The sequence below is a fragment of the Salmonella sp. NW38 genome, assembly GCF_051807745.1.
Lineage (GTDB): Bacteria > Pseudomonadota > Gammaproteobacteria > Enterobacterales > Enterobacteriaceae > Salmonella > Salmonella enterica.
Genome location: NZ_JAMMTO010000003.1, coordinates 157,653 through 172,606, shown reverse-complemented (window position 1 = coordinate 172,606; position 14,954 = coordinate 157,653). Strand labels below are relative to the sequence as shown.

General features: G+C 52.2%; 14 protein-coding genes, 5 tRNA genes and 1 other RNA gene. All 20 read right to left on the bottom strand.

What is annotated here, in order from left to right; all coding sequences use genetic code 11:
• Window positions 1-59: 59 nt before the first annotated feature.
• Window positions 60-185, bottom strand: a non-coding RNA gene (locus NA624_RS07090) — RtT sRNA.
• A gap of 29 nt (window positions 186-214) precedes the next feature.
• A tRNA-Lys gene (locus NA624_RS07085) sits at window positions 215-290 on the bottom strand.
• A gap of 33 nt (window positions 291-323) precedes the next feature.
• Window positions 324-399, bottom strand: a tRNA-Lys gene (locus NA624_RS07080).
• 142 nt (window positions 400-541) lie between these two features.
• Window positions 542-617 (bottom strand) — tRNA-Lys (locus tag NA624_RS07075).
• A 3-nt stretch (window positions 618-620) separates the two neighbouring features.
• A tRNA-Val gene (locus tag NA624_RS07070) sits at window positions 621-696 on the bottom strand.
• A 137-nt stretch (window positions 697-833) separates the two neighbouring features.
• A tRNA-Lys gene (locus tag NA624_RS07065) sits at window positions 834-909 on the bottom strand.
• A gap of 164 nt (window positions 910-1,073) precedes the next feature.
• Window positions 1,074-1,862: a cell division protein CpoB gene (gene cpoB / locus NA624_RS07060; protein WP_000097551.1), complete on the bottom strand. Its 789-nt coding sequence runs from the start codon at window positions 1,860-1,862 to the stop codon at window positions 1,074-1,076.
• A 9-nt stretch (window positions 1,863-1,871) separates the two neighbouring features.
• Window positions 1,872-2,396 (bottom strand): peptidoglycan-associated lipoprotein Pal, encoded by a 525-nt coding sequence (gene pal, locus NA624_RS07055; protein WP_001176621.1) that lies wholly within the window; start codon window positions 2,394-2,396, stop codon window positions 1,872-1,874.
• A 34-nt stretch (window positions 2,397-2,430) separates the two neighbouring features.
• On the bottom strand, window positions 2,431-3,723 hold the full coding sequence (gene tolB / locus NA624_RS07050) for a Tol-Pal system beta propeller repeat protein TolB (RefSeq protein WP_001562341.1): 1,293 nt from the start codon (window positions 3,721-3,723) through the stop codon (window positions 2,431-2,433).
• A gap of 123 nt (window positions 3,724-3,846) precedes the next feature.
• The gene (gene tolA, locus NA624_RS07045) at window positions 3,847-5,019 is read right to left on the bottom strand and encodes a cell envelope integrity protein TolA (RefSeq protein WP_108468096.1); all 1,173 of its coding nucleotides are present in this window, start codon (window positions 5,017-5,019) and stop codon (window positions 3,847-3,849) included.
• A 64-nt stretch (window positions 5,020-5,083) separates the two neighbouring features.
• A complete protein-coding gene (tolR, locus tag NA624_RS07040; RefSeq protein ID WP_000124676.1) occupies window positions 5,084-5,512 on the bottom strand; it encodes a colicin uptake protein TolR in 429 nt (142 codons plus the stop codon).
• 3 nt (window positions 5,513-5,515) lie between these two features.
• Window positions 5,516-6,208, bottom strand: coding sequence for a Tol-Pal system protein TolQ (gene tolQ / locus NA624_RS07035; RefSeq protein ID WP_000131318.1), 693 nt, complete (start codon window positions 6,206-6,208; stop codon window positions 5,516-5,518).
• Window positions 6,205-6,609 carry a tol-pal system-associated acyl-CoA thioesterase gene (gene ybgC, locus NA624_RS07030; protein ID WP_001046240.1) on the bottom strand — a complete coding sequence of 135 codons (405 nt, stop codon included), beginning with the start codon at window positions 6,607-6,609 and terminating at the stop codon, window positions 6,205-6,207. Before ybgC ends, tolQ begins: the two co-directional genes overlap by 4 nt.
• Window positions 6,610-6,837: 228 nt before the next feature.
• A complete protein-coding gene (gene ybgE / locus NA624_RS07025) occupies window positions 6,838-7,131 on the bottom strand; it encodes a cyd operon protein YbgE (RefSeq protein ID WP_000148790.1) in 294 nt (97 codons plus the stop codon).
• Window positions 7,131-7,244 (bottom strand): cytochrome bd-I oxidase subunit CydX, encoded by a 114-nt coding sequence (gene cydX, locus NA624_RS07020; RefSeq protein WP_000270278.1) that lies wholly within the window; start codon window positions 7,242-7,244, stop codon window positions 7,131-7,133. Before cydX ends, ybgE begins: the two co-directional genes overlap by 1 nt.
• Before the next feature lie 14 nt (window positions 7,245-7,258).
• Window positions 7,259-8,398 carry a cytochrome d ubiquinol oxidase subunit II gene (cydB, locus tag NA624_RS07015; protein WP_000568259.1) on the bottom strand — a complete coding sequence of 380 codons (1,140 nt, stop codon included), beginning with the start codon at window positions 8,396-8,398 and terminating at the stop codon, window positions 7,259-7,261.
• 15 nt (window positions 8,399-8,413) lie between these two features.
• Window positions 8,414-9,982 carry a cytochrome ubiquinol oxidase subunit I gene (cydA, locus tag NA624_RS07010; RefSeq protein ID WP_000884369.1) on the bottom strand — a complete coding sequence of 523 codons (1,569 nt, stop codon included), beginning with the start codon at window positions 9,980-9,982 and terminating at the stop codon, window positions 8,414-8,416.
• 1,583 nt (window positions 9,983-11,565) lie between these two features.
• Window positions 11,566-12,435 carry a succinate--CoA ligase subunit alpha gene (gene sucD, locus NA624_RS07005; RefSeq protein ID WP_000114631.1) on the bottom strand — a complete coding sequence of 290 codons (870 nt, stop codon included), beginning with the start codon at window positions 12,433-12,435 and terminating at the stop codon, window positions 11,566-11,568.
• Window positions 12,435-13,601, bottom strand: coding sequence for an ADP-forming succinate--CoA ligase subunit beta (sucC, locus tag NA624_RS07000; protein WP_001048590.1), 1,167 nt, complete (start codon window positions 13,599-13,601; stop codon window positions 12,435-12,437). The genes sucD and sucC overlap by 1 nt, the downstream gene beginning before the upstream one ends.
• Window positions 13,602-13,742: 141 nt before the next feature.
• Window positions 13,743-14,951 carry a 2-oxoglutarate dehydrogenase complex dihydrolipoyllysine-residue succinyltransferase gene (gene odhB, locus NA624_RS06995; protein ID WP_000099858.1) on the bottom strand — a complete coding sequence of 403 codons (1,209 nt, stop codon included), beginning with the start codon at window positions 14,949-14,951 and terminating at the stop codon, window positions 13,743-13,745.
• Window positions 14,952-14,954 lie beyond the last annotated feature (3 nt).

The window sequence follows — 14,954 nt, the reverse complement described above, 5'->3', positions numbered from 1 at the left end:
GGTTCGAATCTTCCATATTGCAGATAGTAAAAAAGCGCCTTTAGGGCGCTTTTTTACATTGGTGGGTCGTGCAGGATGACTCGCTTCGCTCGCCCTTCGGGCCGTCGCCGCAAGCGGCTCCGTTGTCTCACTGCGTGAGACCCAAACCTGCGGCAGGTTCGAATCTTCCATATTGCAGATAGTAAAAAAGCGCCTTTAGGGCGCTTTTTTACATTGGTGGGTCGTGCAGGATTCGAACCTGCGACCAATTGATTAAAAGTCAACTGCTCTACCAACTGAGCTAACGACCCCTTGATAAGGGTTACTGCTTCAATCATTCAGGATGGTGGGTCGTGCAGGATTCGAACCTGCGACCAATTGATTAAAAGTCAACTGCTCTACCAACTGAGCTAACGACCCATACGGGTACTGCCTGAAAGATTTTACTCGGACCATCTAAAGATGGTGGGTCGTGCAGGATGACTCGGCTTCGCCTCGCCCTACGGGCCGTTGCTGACGCAACGTTATCCTTCACGTTCAACATCTGAGTTTGATGTTAAATTGGTGGGTCGTGCAGGATTCGAACCTGCGACCAATTGATTAAAAGTCAACTGCTCTACCAACTGAGCTAACGACCCGAGTGGTGGGTGATGACGGGATCGAACCGCCGACCCCCTCCTTGTAAGGGAGGTGCTCTCCCAGCTGAGCTAATCACCCGATACTACGCTGGATATTACTGACTAACCGAAGTTAGTGGTGGGTTGTGCAGGATGACTCGGCTTTGCCTCGCCCTACGGCACCGTTGCTGATGCAACGTTATCCTTCACGCTTTATTCTCGTTTCCACCGAACGATTGGTGGGTCGTGCAGGATTCGAACCTGCGACCAATTGATTAAAAGTCAACTGCTCTACCAACTGAGCTAACGACCCACTTTTACGTTGCTTTCGAGTTGTTTAATATCCCGTGGCAACGGCGGCATATATTACTGATTTCAGATTTGAGCGCAACAAAAATTTCGACGCAGAGGGCTCAACTGCTTAGGAATCGCACGACGCGACCAGAAAAAAGGCGTTTTCTGGTCGCATGGTACGCATTACATCGCGTTAAGACGCTTCTGCGCCTGTTTCGCGCCATCAGTGCCAGGATATTTGTTAATCACCTGCTGATAAACCGCTTTCGCTTTTGCCGTATCACCTTTGTCCTGCATGATAACGCCAACTTTGTACATCGCGTCCGCAGCCTTCGGCGACTTAGGATAGTTTTTTACTACCGAGGCGAAATAATAGGCGGCATCATCTTTTTTACCCTTGTTGTAATTCAACTGGCCCAGCCAATAATTGGCGTTCGGCTGATAAGTAGAATCAGGGTATTTCTTGATGAAGTTCTGAAACGCCACAATCGCATCATCCTGGCGAGACTTATCCTGCACCAGCGCAATTGCCGCATTGTAATCGGTATTCGCATCGCCACTTTGTACCGGCGCCCCTGAGGTTGCCGTACCGGCATCCGGAGCGGAGGTCGCAGCGGTTGCCGCCCCACTCTGGTCACCAGCTGCTGGCTGCGCTGCGCCGCCATTATTTAAGCTCCCCAGCTGCAGCATAATTTGCTTCTGGCGTTCCATCACCTGATTCAGTTGATACTGATTTTCCTGGATTTGGCCGCGCAAAGAATCGATATCGGACTGATTATCGGAGAGCTGCTGCTGAAGTTGGGTTAAAAGCTGGCTGTGAGCGTTAGAGATACGCTCAAGTTGAGTGACGCGGTCTTCGACCGAGCCTGAGCCGACACTACTGATTGGCGCCTGAGCAAAAGCGGCCCAGGGGGCCGCTATGCCAACCAGTAACGACAGACTCAACAGGTGATGTCTGAAGTTACTGCTCATGCAATTCTCTTAGTAAACCAGTACAGCGCGACGGTTCTTAGCGTAAGCCGCTTCGTCGTGGCCCAGTACGGCAGGTTTTTCTTTACCGTAAGAAACGATGGAGATCTGGTCAGCGGAAACACCTTTACCCTGCAGGTACATTTTAACGGCGTTAGCACGACGTTCGCCCAGGGAGATGTTGTATTCAGGCGTACCACGTTCGTCCGCGTGACCTTCTACGGTGACTTTGTAAGACGGGTTGCTACGCAGGAAGTTAGCGTGCGCATCCAGCATTGCCGCGAAGTCAGAACGGATATCGTACTTGTCGAGATCGAAGTAAACGATGTTGTTCTGCTGCAGCTGCTGCATCTGCAGACGCGCTTGCTCTTCAGATGACATGTTGCCGTTGCCGTTAGCGTCCATACCAGTGCCGGCGCCGTTCAGCATGCCGCCTTCGCTACCGTCATTGCTGGCGTTCTTGTTGGAAGAACATGCCGCGATTGCCATAACAGGCAGGGCAATCATCAGGCCCTTCAGCACTTTGTTCAGTTGCATTTCTTTAATTCCTTTAGTAATCAATTAATTATTATCACAGATACGGCGACCAGGCAGGCGATTTCACCTGACCATCAGTTGCCGGAAGACGCGCTTTGAAACGCCCATCTGTAGAAACCAAATTCAGCACAGATCCCATCCCCTGAGAAGAGCTGTAGATTACCATCGTGCCGTTAGGTGCCAGACTTGGCGTTTCATCCAGGAACGTTGACGACAGAACCTGTACGCCACCCGTCACCAGATCTTGTTTGGCAATGTGCTGCTGCCCGTTATTTGAGCTTACCATTACCATAAATTTACCGTCGCTGCTGACATCCGCATCCTGGTTTTGCGAACCTTCCCAGGTAATACGCTGCGCCGCACCGCCGTTAATGTTCATTTTATACACTTGCGGACGTCCAGCCTGGTCAGAGGTAAAGGCCAGAGTCTGGCTGTCCGGGAACCAGGTCGGCTCCGTATTGTTGCTACGCCCGTCCGTTATCTGACGAATCTGGCCGGAAGCAAGATCCATAACGTACAGGTTCAGACTTCCGGTTTTCGATAACGCGAACGCCAGTTTCGTCCCATCCGGCGAGAAGGCCGGCGCGCCGTTGTGACGCGGGAAGGACGCAACCTGACGCACTGCGCCGTTTGCCAGCGTCTGGATAACCAGAGCGGAGCGACCGCTTTCAAATGTCACGTAAGCCAGTTTTGAGCCGTCCGGAGACCACGCCGGAGACATCAACGGCTGCGGAGAACGGTGCACTACGAACTGATTGTAGCCATCGTAATCCGACACACGCAGTTCATACGGGAACTGACCGCCGTTAGTCTGTACCACATAGGCGATACGAGTACGGAACGCGCCCTTAATGCCCGTCAGTTTTTCAAAGACTTCGTCACTGGCAGTGTGGCCTGCATAACGCAGCCACTGCTTGTTCACTTTATAAGAGTTTTGCGCCAGTACAGTCCCCGGCGCGCCGCCAGTGTCAACCAGCTGATAAGCAACATTGTAGGAACCGTCCGGATTCGGCGTGACCTGCCCAACGACGACGGCATCAATACCCAGCGCAGACCATGCGGTAGGCTGAACTTCCTGAGCGGTGGCTGGCTGCTGCGGCAGTCGGGACCGGTCTAACGGATTAAATTTACCGCTATTGCGTAAATCTGCCGCCACGATGCCGCCGATATCTTCAGGCGCAGCGCCCGGCCCGGCCCATTTAAAAGGCACAACGCCAATCGGTCGCGCCGAGTCCACCCCCTGGGTGATCTCGATACGGACTTCTGCGTGCAGCACCGCCGCCCACAGCATCAGAAAACCAAATGCTACTCGTAATGCCTGCTTCATCATATCTCCCATACCTGGGCCTGCGACCCACGATAATTTAGCAGAATGTTAACAAACTCAAATACACAAAACCACCAGGACCAGTAACAACTCAACTGCTCCAACTTCCATAAAGAAAAGTATCTACAGTTTAAAGTCTAGTTTGGCATCCTTTATTTTCTCATAAACAGCCTGGCTTGGCGGTTTAGGAATTTTCGCGGTTTTTGCCGCCATTAACGCCGCCTGACAAAGCGCCGGATCGCCGCCCTCAGACGTAATGCTTTTTAATGAGCCATCCGGCGCCAGGCTAATATGCAAGACACATTGTTTGCCCTGGTACAGGCTCGCATCATACAGACGGCTCTGAATGGCAACCTGAATCTGTTTCGCGTAGGCGCTGATATCAGCGCCTGTCGCCCCACCGTTAGCGCCCGATGTACCGCTATCTTTCGATGGCTGACCATTCCCTTTCGCGCCGCCGCCGGTTTTCGGCGCATTCTTACCCGAGCTGAGATCGCCAAGCAGATCGTCGACGCCTTCTGCGGCGGCCGCTTTTTCGGCAGCCGCTTTCTTCTTAGCGTCCGCCGCTGCTTTCGCCGCCTCGGCATCCGCTTTCTTCTTCGCCTCCGCTTTCGCCGCCTCGGCCTCTGCTTTCTTCTTCGCCTCCGCCGCCGCTTTCGCCGCCTCGGCTTCCGCTTTCTTCTTCGCCTCCGCCGCTGCTTTCGCCGCTTCGGCCTCTGCTTTCTTCTTCGCATCCGCCGCCGCTTTCGCCGCTTCGGCCTCTGCTTTCTTCTTCGCATCCGCCGCCGCTTTCGCCGCTTCGGCCTCTGTTTTCTTCTTCGCGTCCGCCGCCGCTTTCGCCGCCTCGGCCTCCGCTTTTTTCTTCGCGTCCGCCGCCACTTTCGCCGCTTCTTCGGCCTGTTGCTGTTGCTGTTGTGCCAGTTTTGCCGCTTCTTCAGCCTGCTTTTGCTGCTCCTGAGCCGCTAAACGTTCTTTCTCAAGTTGTTTCAACCGCTCCTGTTCGGCAGCCTGCTTCTGCTGCAGCTCCTCTGCTTGCTGCTGTTGCAGCTTTTTACGCTCTTCTTCCGCGCGTCTGGCGCTGGCCTGTTGATCCTGCTGACGGTTGTACTGCTGCACAACGGCGCCAGGATCGACCATCACCGCGTCGATAGCGGAACCACCGCCGCCGCCGGCAGAAGCCTCTATATGCTCATCAAACGAACTCCAGATCAGCACTGCAAATAAGATGATATGCAGCACGGCTGAAATAATTATCGCCCGTTTGAGCTTGTCGTTTTGTTCGGTTGCCTTTGACACTCTCGGTTCCCAAAAAACTGTTCGCCTGTTACTCGCCGTCTTTCAAGCCAACGGGACGCAGACTTCAGATTGGCTGCGTCATTAAGCCAACCGATTTTACGCCCGCGCTGTGTAACAAGTTCAGCGCTTTAATTATTTCATCGTACGGCACCTCTTTCGCGCCGCCGATTAAAAAGACTGTTTTCGGATTAGCCTGCAGATGACGCTTTACTTCTGCGATCACCTGTTCAGACGGCAGTTGATCCATTCGATCTTTATCAACCACTACGCTGTATTGCCCTACTCCGGAAACCTCAATAATGACCGGTGGATCGTCGTTACTACTGACCGCTTGCGACTGATTCGCCTCCGGCAAGTCGACCTCCACGCTCTGGGTAATGATCGGCGCGGTTGCCATAAAGATCAGCAGCAGCACCAACAGTACGTCGAGCAGCGGTACAATATTGATTTCGGACTTAAGTTCGCGACGACCTCGTCCACGCGTTCTGGCCATGGCTTACCCCTTGTTGCTTTCGCTTACGGTAAACGCCTGGCGGTGCAGAATCGCGGTGAACTCTTCCATAAAGTTGTCGTAATTCAGTTCCAGCTTGTTCACGCGCTGATTCAGTCGGTTGTAAGCCATAACCGCAGGGATGGCGGCAAACAAACCAATCGCCGTGGCAATCAATGCTTCGGCAATACCCGGCGCAACCATTTGCAGAGTAGCCTGTTTCACCGCGCCCAGGGCGATAAACGCATGCATAATCCCCCATACGGTGCCAAACAGACCGATATAAGGACTGATAGAGCCTACCGTGCCAAGAAACGGGATATGCGTTTCCAGCGTTTCCAGCTCTCGGTTCATGGAGATGCGCATCGCACGCGACGCCCCCTCTACCACGGCCTCCGGTGCATGGCTGTTGGCGCGATGGAGCCGGACAAACTCTTTGAACCCGCTATAAAAGATTTGTTCCGAGCCCGACAGACTATCGCGTCTCCCCTGGCTTTCCTGGTACAGACGCGATAGTTCGATTCCGGACCAGAATTTATCTTCAAACGCTTCCGCCTCACGCGCAGCGGCGTTCAGGATACGCGTTCGCTGGATAATGATGGCCCAGGATGCTATTGAAAAACCAATCAAAATCAACATGATAAGTTTAACCAGAAGGCTTGCCTTCAGGAACAAATCAAGGATATTCATGTCAGTCACTGCTTAAACTCCGCGACAATAGACTTAGGAAGCGCACGAGGCTTCATTTTGAGTGGATCAACGCAAACAATCAGAACCTCTGCTTCATTTAGCAGCGTGTTCTCTGCGTTGACAATGCGTTGCGTGAAAACCAAAGCGGTGCCACGCATTGACGTAATTTCTGTTTGAACTTCAAGCATATCGTCGAGCCGCGCAGGCGCATAGTATTCCAGCGTCATCTTGCGCACCACAAAGGCGACCCGCTCCGCCAGCAGCACCTGTTGGCTGAAGTGATGGTGACGCAGCATCTCCGTGCGCGCTCTTTCATAAAAAGCGACATAGCTGGCGTGATAAACCACACCGCCGGCGTCCGTGTCTTCGTAATAAACTCGAATTGGCCATCGAAACATATACTTATTCATCCCTGCAGCCTCTTTGTTGGCGTCATCCGCTTGCCGCCGTAATGCCTCAAGAATGCCGTTGTATATCGCCTTGTATTCACTTTACATCCCGGTAATGCAACAAAAGTAGAGCTTTTAAACGTTGCTACTATACGCGCGGGAATGAGGCTTGGGAATGGGGGGAAGTTAAGGGAGAGTAAAAATATATGGGCTTATGCAAGCCCCTATATTTTTAAGGAGGTTTCTTATTCACAAGAAGAAGAAAATCAGGCCGACGATAAGGACAATATCCGCAAGGAGCGGACAAAAAATCCCTTGCCAGTGTACGGATTCAGGGCGAAAACCCACGCCGTGGATTATGCCTGCGCAAACCGCCCACATCAGCAGTAATCCGTGCCAGATTTCAAGCGTGCTGGTCCTGGCGGCAAACCGTGACGGGTCCCAGAACATACATCCTGCCAGCACTATCGCCATCACGAAGGAAAGCGCCCTTAACGGGCGCTTGTCCATTACCGCATACAGTTTTGCGATAATATGGGTCATTAGCTTTCTTCTTGACCGGTTTTACCCGCTTCAACGTGCTCAAGCGCCAGGGCGGTAATGATCCCGAATGCACAGGCAAGAAGCGTTCCCAGAATCCATGCGAAATACCACATTTTAAGCTCCTTACTTAGTACAGAGAGTGGGTGTTGCTTTCAATATGTTCTCTAGTGATACGACCGAACATTTTCCAGTAACACCAGCTGGTGTAGATCAGAATGATCGGTACGAACACCGCCGCAACCCAGGTCATCAGGTTCAGCGTCATCTGGCTGGATGTCGCATCCCACATGGTCAGACTGGCATTCATCATCGTGCTGGACGGCATCACAAACGGGAACATAGCGATACCCGCCGTCAGAATAATGCAGGCCAGGGTCAGCGAAGAGAACAGGAATGCCCACGCGCCTTTCTCCATACGGGAAGTCAGGATAGTCAGCAGCGGCAGAACCACGCCCAGAGCCGGAACCAACCACAGGATCGGAGCATTATTAAAGTTCACCAGCCAGGCGCCAGCTTCACGCGCCACTTCTTTAGTCAGCGGGTTAGAGGCGGCATGATGATCAATCGCGGATGTCACGACATAACCATCAATACCATACATTACCCAAACGCCCGCCAGCGCAAAGCACACTAATGTCACCAGCGCCGCAATCTGCGAGGTGGCGCGCGCGCGCAGGTGCAGTTCGCCAACGGTACGCATTTGCAGGTAAGTCGCCCCCTGCGTGATGATCATCCCTACGCTTACGATACCCGCCAGCAGACCAAACGGGTTCAGCAACTGGAAGAAGTTACCGGTGTAGTACAGACGCAGATACTCATCCACATGGAACGGTACGCCCTGCAACAGGTTGCCAAAGGCCACGCCAATCACCAGCGGCGGCACAAAGCTACCGATGAACACGCCCCAGTCCCACATGTTGCGCCAGCGCGGGTCTTCAATCTTGGAACGGTAATCAAAACCGACCGGACGGAAGAACAAAGACGCCAGCACCAGGATCATCGCCACATAGAAACCGGAGAACGCCGCAGCGTAAACCATCGGCCAGGCAGCAAACAACGCGCCGCCCGCGGTGATCAACCACACCTGGTTACCGTCCCAGTGCGGGGCGATAGAGTTAATCATAATTCGACGTTCGGTGTCGTTACGACCGAGGAAACGGGTGAGCATCCCCACCCCCATGTCGAACCCATCGGTGACAGCGAAACCAATTAGCAAAATGCCAACCAGCAGCCACCAGATAAAACGTAGTACTTCATAATCGATCATTTGACGACTCCTGTCTTAGCGTGCCGGCTGAGAAGTCACGGTGGACTGCTCAAAGTGATAGCGACCGGTTTTCAGGCTGCTTGGGCCAAGGCGTGCAAATTTGAACATCAGGAACAATTCTGCCACCAGGAACAGGGTATAGAGGCCGCAAATCAGGAACATGGAGAACAGCAGATCGCCCACGGTCAGCGATGAGTTCGCCACGGCTGTCGGCAACACTTCGCCGATCGCCCACGGCTGACGACCATACTCGGCGACGAACCAACCTGCTTCAACCGCAATCCACGGCAGTGGAATACCGTACAGCGCCGCGCGCAACAGCCATTTTTTCTCACCGATGCGGTTACGAATCACGCTCCAGAAGGAAAGTGCGATGATCGCCAGCAGCAGGAAGCCGCACGCCACCATGATACGGAAAGCGAAGTACAGCGGCGCAACGCGAGGAATGGAATCTTTCGTCGCTTGCTGGATCTGCGCTTCGGTCGCGTCAGTCACATTAGGCGTATAGCGTTTCAGCAGCAGGCCGTAACCGAGATCTTTCTTCATGCTGTTGAACTGGTCGCGAACGGCCTGGTCGGTAGAACCGGCGCGCAGCTGTTCCAGCAGTTCATAGGCTTTCATCCCGTTACGGATACGCTCTTCATGCTGAACCATGAGATCTTTCAGGCCAATAACCGGCGTGTCCACGGAACGCGTAGCGATAATACCGAGCGCATAAGGGATCTGAATCGCCAGATGGTTTTCCTGTTTGTCCTGGTCAGGAATACCGAACAAGGTAAAGGAGGCCGGAGCAGGTTGCGTTTCCCATTCAGCTTCAATCGCAGCGAGCTTGGTTTTCTGCACGTCGCCCATTTCGTAACCGGATTCGTCGCCGAGTACGATAACGGACAGTACGGCAGCCATACCGAAGCTGGCGGCAATAGCAAAGGAGCGTTTAGCAAAGGCGAAGTCACGACCTTTCAGCATGTAGTAAGCGCTGATACCGAGGATGAACATCGCGCCGGTGACATAGCCGGACGCCACAGTGTGAACAAATTTCACCTGTGCTACCGGGTTCAGCACCAGTTCAGAGAAGCTCACCATTTCCATACGCATGGTTTCGAAATTGAAATCCGCAGCGATTGGGTTTTGCATCCAGCCGTTCGCTACCAGAATCCACAACGCGGAGAGGTTGGACCCCAGAGCCACCAGCCAGGTGACGCACATATGCTGAACTTTACTCAGACGATCCCAGCCGAAGAAGAACAGACCTACAAAGGTGGATTCGAGGAAGAAGGCCATCAAACCTTCGATGGCCAGCGGCGCACCGAAGATGTCCCCAACATAGTGGGAGTAGTACGACCAGTTTGTCCCGAACTGGAACTCCATGGTCAAACCGGTAGCCACACCCAGAGCAAAGTTGATACCAAACAACTTGCCCCAGAACTTGGTCATATCTTTATAAATCTGTTTGCCGGAAAGGACGTATACCGTTTCCATAATGGCCAGCAGGAACGCCATACCGAGCGTTAGCGGCACAAACAGGAAGTGGTACATCGCGGTCAAGGCAAACTGTAAGCGCGACAGTTCGACTATATCTAACATCATGACTCCTTGCTCATCGCATGAAGACTCCGAGAGTGAACCCCGTTAGAAAGGGTCACACGCATGCCCCAATACAAATTTATTTGCGGCCTCTCATCGTACTATCCCCTCGGGAAGGAAACAGTAATGATGAAAGGTTACAAACATGTTAATAAAAAACCCAAATTGATCCCGCAAATATATTACGCCGTAAAACCCTTACAATAAACAGGTTTTTAGTGGGTCAGATTTGCTTTTTTCGACAGCGATCAATTTATGGCTAATCTATCGCTTTTCAGGGAATTTGATCACGGACAATTTAACCAGTTTTGATGCTCTTTTCCAACATTTAAATATTGATTAAAATCAATTTTTGAAGTTAATGTTAATAATGTTTATTCATTGAATGCATGGTGAATTTTTTGTTAACTTTTTGTTTTTGCAAAGAGTAATTTCAAACTCCCTGTAAAAAGAGGCTTATTCGGTAAGGCTAAACATTTTGTGCGTTTTTTACTGCCCCGCATCCCGTAAAAAACATTGCACATTGATGTTCAATTATTGCTAAATAGCTCACAGATTTTTTCTGTAGGTTATCAACACTTATTATTTTATACATTTAATCTATTTTTATTTTACTTATAATTAACACCGCAAAGAAACTATCTCATTGCACACGCGCCATCATCCCACCGGGATTACCCTGCCCCAACTTCCCTTTCCCGACGACTAACGGCCAGGATCATCTTGCCAGGTTATCGCCTTAATTATCGCTAATAAGCTTTCCAGATAGCCAGAAACAAACATTTTATTCGCTAATTTTTCTTTATTTCAATAACACCGTATTTACCTCTCTATAATTATTATAGCGAAGATTCTGTTATCACCTTCACAGATTCACCCTCAATTTCTACGTCACTCATAGTGATAATTCTGTTTATTCGCAGCCATAAATACCCTTTAAACATGATTAATCACGAACGAATAGTGTCAATAAGTTCTTAATAATTTTTGAAGTTAACCTCTTTTAACCAGCAAAAGTTCATATAATTTATTAAACGATATCTTTAATACTTCAGGGAAATAATGCCGGTACTCTTATGATTAAAATAGCTGTTTTATTCTGCCATTAAACAAGCAGCCTGTGTAAGCGCGATACATCTGAGGAGGCATGTAGTTCGCACTCAGGCAAACATGCGCGGCCACAGAGTCAAGCGTCAATTTACTATAGAGGTTAGCGTCAACATAGTGTAATGCTGCAATGCGTTTTTTTCATGGAGAAAAGCGCATAATCCGTCTCCAGTGAGGTCGGCAGGTCTTTCACTAAGACAGCATCTGTATTTGCTGAAAAAGAGTTAACCGGCAAACTGAGTAAATTTACTGCCGCTGCCAGACGGTTATTATCAATTATTTTTAGACTCCACCATGTTTTTTTACTGAGGCATCATTTTCCTATAGCTCAATATTTACAAAGCCAATAATTTTATATCCCGGATGCTTCACCCGTACTCTGCCACAAACAATAAAGCCATAAAAAAGGCCACCGTAAAGGTGGCCAACCATGTCGAAAACGGACATTTATCTGTTCCCGCAGGAACAGCGAGTTTTTATTTTATAATTGCTTTCAGCGCTTCGCCGATATCGGCCAGGCTGCGAACCGTCTTCACGCCAGCCGCTTCCAGAGCAGCGAATTTCTCATCAGCGGTACCTTTACCACCGGCAATGATGGCGCCAGCGTGGCCCATACGTTTGCCTTTCGGCGCGGTAACGCCCGCGATATAGCCAACAACCGGCTTGGTCACGTGGTCTTTAATATAAGCCGCCGCTTCTTCTTCCGCGCTGCCGCCGATCTCGCCGATCATCACGATCGCTTCAGTCTGCGGATCTTCCTGGAACAGCTTCAGGATATCGATGAAGTTAGAGCCCGGAATCGGGTCGCCGCCGATACCCACACAGGTGGACTGGCCGAAACCGTAGTCGGTGGTCTGCTTAACCGCTTCATAGGTCAGCGTGCCGGAACGGGAAACGATACCCACTTTACCCGGCTTATGAATGTGACCCGGCATGATGCCGATTTTGCATTCGCCCGGGGTGATCACACCTGGGCAGTTCGGGCCGATCATGCGTACGCCCGCTTCGTCCAGCTTCACTTTCACGGTCAGCATATCCAGCGTCGGAATACCTTCGGTGATGGTGATAATCAGTTTGATGCCTGCGTCGATCGCTTCCAGAATGGAGTCTTTGCAGAACGGCGCCGGGACGTAGATAACGGATGCGGTCGCACCGGTAGCTTCTACCGCTTCGCGCACGGTGTTAAACACCGGCAGACCCAGATGCGTGGTGCCGCCTTTGCCCGGCGTTACGCCGCCGACCATCTGCGTACCGTAAGCAATCGCCTGTTCGGAGTGGAAAGTCCCCTGGCTACCGGTGAAGCCCTGGCAGATAACCTTGGTATCTTTATTAATTAAAACGGACATTATTTCCCCTCCACTGCGGCAACAACCTGCTGAGCTGCATCCGTCAGACTTTTCGCTGCAATAATATTCAGGCCACTGTCAGCCAGTTTCTTCGCGCCGAGTTCGGCGTTGTTGCCTTCCAGACGCACCACCACCGGAACGTTAACGCCCACTTCTTCCACCGCGCCGATGATACCGTCGGCAATCAGGTCACAACGGACGATACCGCCGAAGATGTTAACCAGAACCGCTTTCACGTTGTCATCCGAGAGGATGATTTTAAACGCTTCGGTGACGCGCTCTTTGGTTGCGCCGCCGCCTACGTCAAGGAAGTTAGCCGGTTCGCCGCCATGCAGCTTAACGATGTCCATAGTGCCCATCGCCAGGCCCGCGCCGTTCACCATGCAACCGATGTTGCCGTCCAGCGCGACGTAGTTCAGTTCCCACTGTGCCGCCTGCGCTTCACGCGGGTCTTCCTGAGACTGGTCGCGCATTTCGCGCAGATCCGGCTGGCGGAACAGCGCGTTGCCGTCAGCGCCCAGCTTGCCGTCGAGGCAAATCAGATCGCCCTGCTTAGTGATCACCAGCGGATTAATTTCGATTAGCGCCAGGTCGCGCTCAAGGAAAATGGTTGCCAGGCCCATAAAGATTTTGGTGAACTGCTGCACCAGTTTACCTTCCAGACCCAGTTTGAACGCCAGTTCACGCCCCTGATACGGCATCGGGCCGGTCAGCGGATCGAGCGCGACTTTATGGATCAGATGCGGGGTTTCCTCCGCGACTTTTTCGATCTCTACGCCGCCTTCGGTAGACGCCATAAAGACCACGCGACGAGAACTACGGTCAACTACCGCGCCGAGGTACAGTTCTTTGCCGATGTCGGTCGCCGCTTCAACCAGAATCTGGTTTACCGGTTGGCCATTAGCGTCTGTTTGATAGGTCACCAGACGTTTGCCCAGCCAGTTTTCCGCGAAGGCGCGAATCTCTTCTTTGCTTTTTACTACCTTCACACCGCCCGCTTTGCCGCGGCCGCCAGCGTGAACCTGACATTTCACTACCCACGGGCCGGCACCGATTTTAGACGCGGCTTCTTCGGCTTCACGCGGAGTAGTACAGGCATAACCCACCGGCGCCGGTAAGCCATAGCGGGCAAAAAGTTGTTTTGCCTGATATTCATGTAAGTTCATGTGTTCTGTCCATCCTTCAGGTAATCGTTATCTTTAGACCTGTAGGCCTGAAAGCTGCGCGCCATCAGGCATTACACCATCGCCGGATGGCGGCGTGAACGCCTTATCCGGCCTACAGGTAGCAGGTGATGCTCTTGCTGACTACACGTCCAACAGCAGACGGGTCGGATCTTCCAGCAACTCTTTGATGGTGACCAGGAAGCCCACGGATTCACGACCATCGATCAGGCGATGATCGTAAGAGAGCGCCAGGTACATCATCGGCAGGATTTCTACCTTGCCATCCACCGCCATCGGCCTGTCTTTAATAGCATGCATTCCCAGAATCGCGCTCTGCGGCGGGTTGATGATCGGGGTAGACATCAGCGAACCGAATACGCCGCCGTTGGTAATGGTAAAGTTACCGCCGGTCAGGTCCTCTACGGTCAGCTTGCCGTCGCGGCCTTTGACAGCCAGTTCTTTAATTTTTTTCTCAATGTCAGCCATGCCCAGCGTATCCACGTCACGCAGGACCGGCGTGACCAGGCCACGCGGCGTAGACACCGCCATGCTCACATCAAAGTAGTTGTGATACACCACGTCATCGCCGTCGATAGAGGCGTTCACTTCCGGATAACGCTTCAGCGCTTCTACTACCGCTTTCACGTAGAAGGACATAAAGCCCAGGCGGATACCATGACGTTTTTCAAACACTTCACCATACTGCTTACGCAGATCCATAATCGGCTTCATGTTGACTTCATTGAAGGTCGTCAGCATGGCGGTAGAATTTTTCGCTTCCAGCAGACGCTCGGCCACGCGCTTGCGCAGGCGGGTCATTGGCACGCGTTTTTCGCCGCGCGCGCCCAGAGCGGGTTGTGCTGCAGGTTCAACAGCGGGTGCTTTAGACTCGCCTTTCGCCAGATGTTTTTCCACATCTTCACGGGTCAGACGCCCACCCACACCAGTGCCTTTAATGGCGCTGGCTTCCAGATTGTGTTCAGCCAGCAGGCGACGGATCGCCGGGCTGAGCGCATCGTTGTTTTGTTCTTCCAGCGACGCCTGCTGGCGCTGTGCCGGCGTAGACGCTTTCTCTTCAGATTTCGCGCTGGTCTCTTTACCCGCGCTGTTACCTTCACGCAGGCGACCCAGGATCTGGCGAGAGGTGACAGTCGTCCCCTCCTCTTCCAGAACCGCATCCAGAATGCCGTCCGCTGATGCCGGTACTTCCAGTACCACTTTGTCAGTTTCGATTTCTACCAGCACTTCGTCACGAACAACCGCATCGCCCGGTTTTTTATGCCAGGTGGCGACGGTCGCGTCCGCTACGGACTCAGGCAGGTCGGGAACAAGAATATCTACGCTACTCATTAT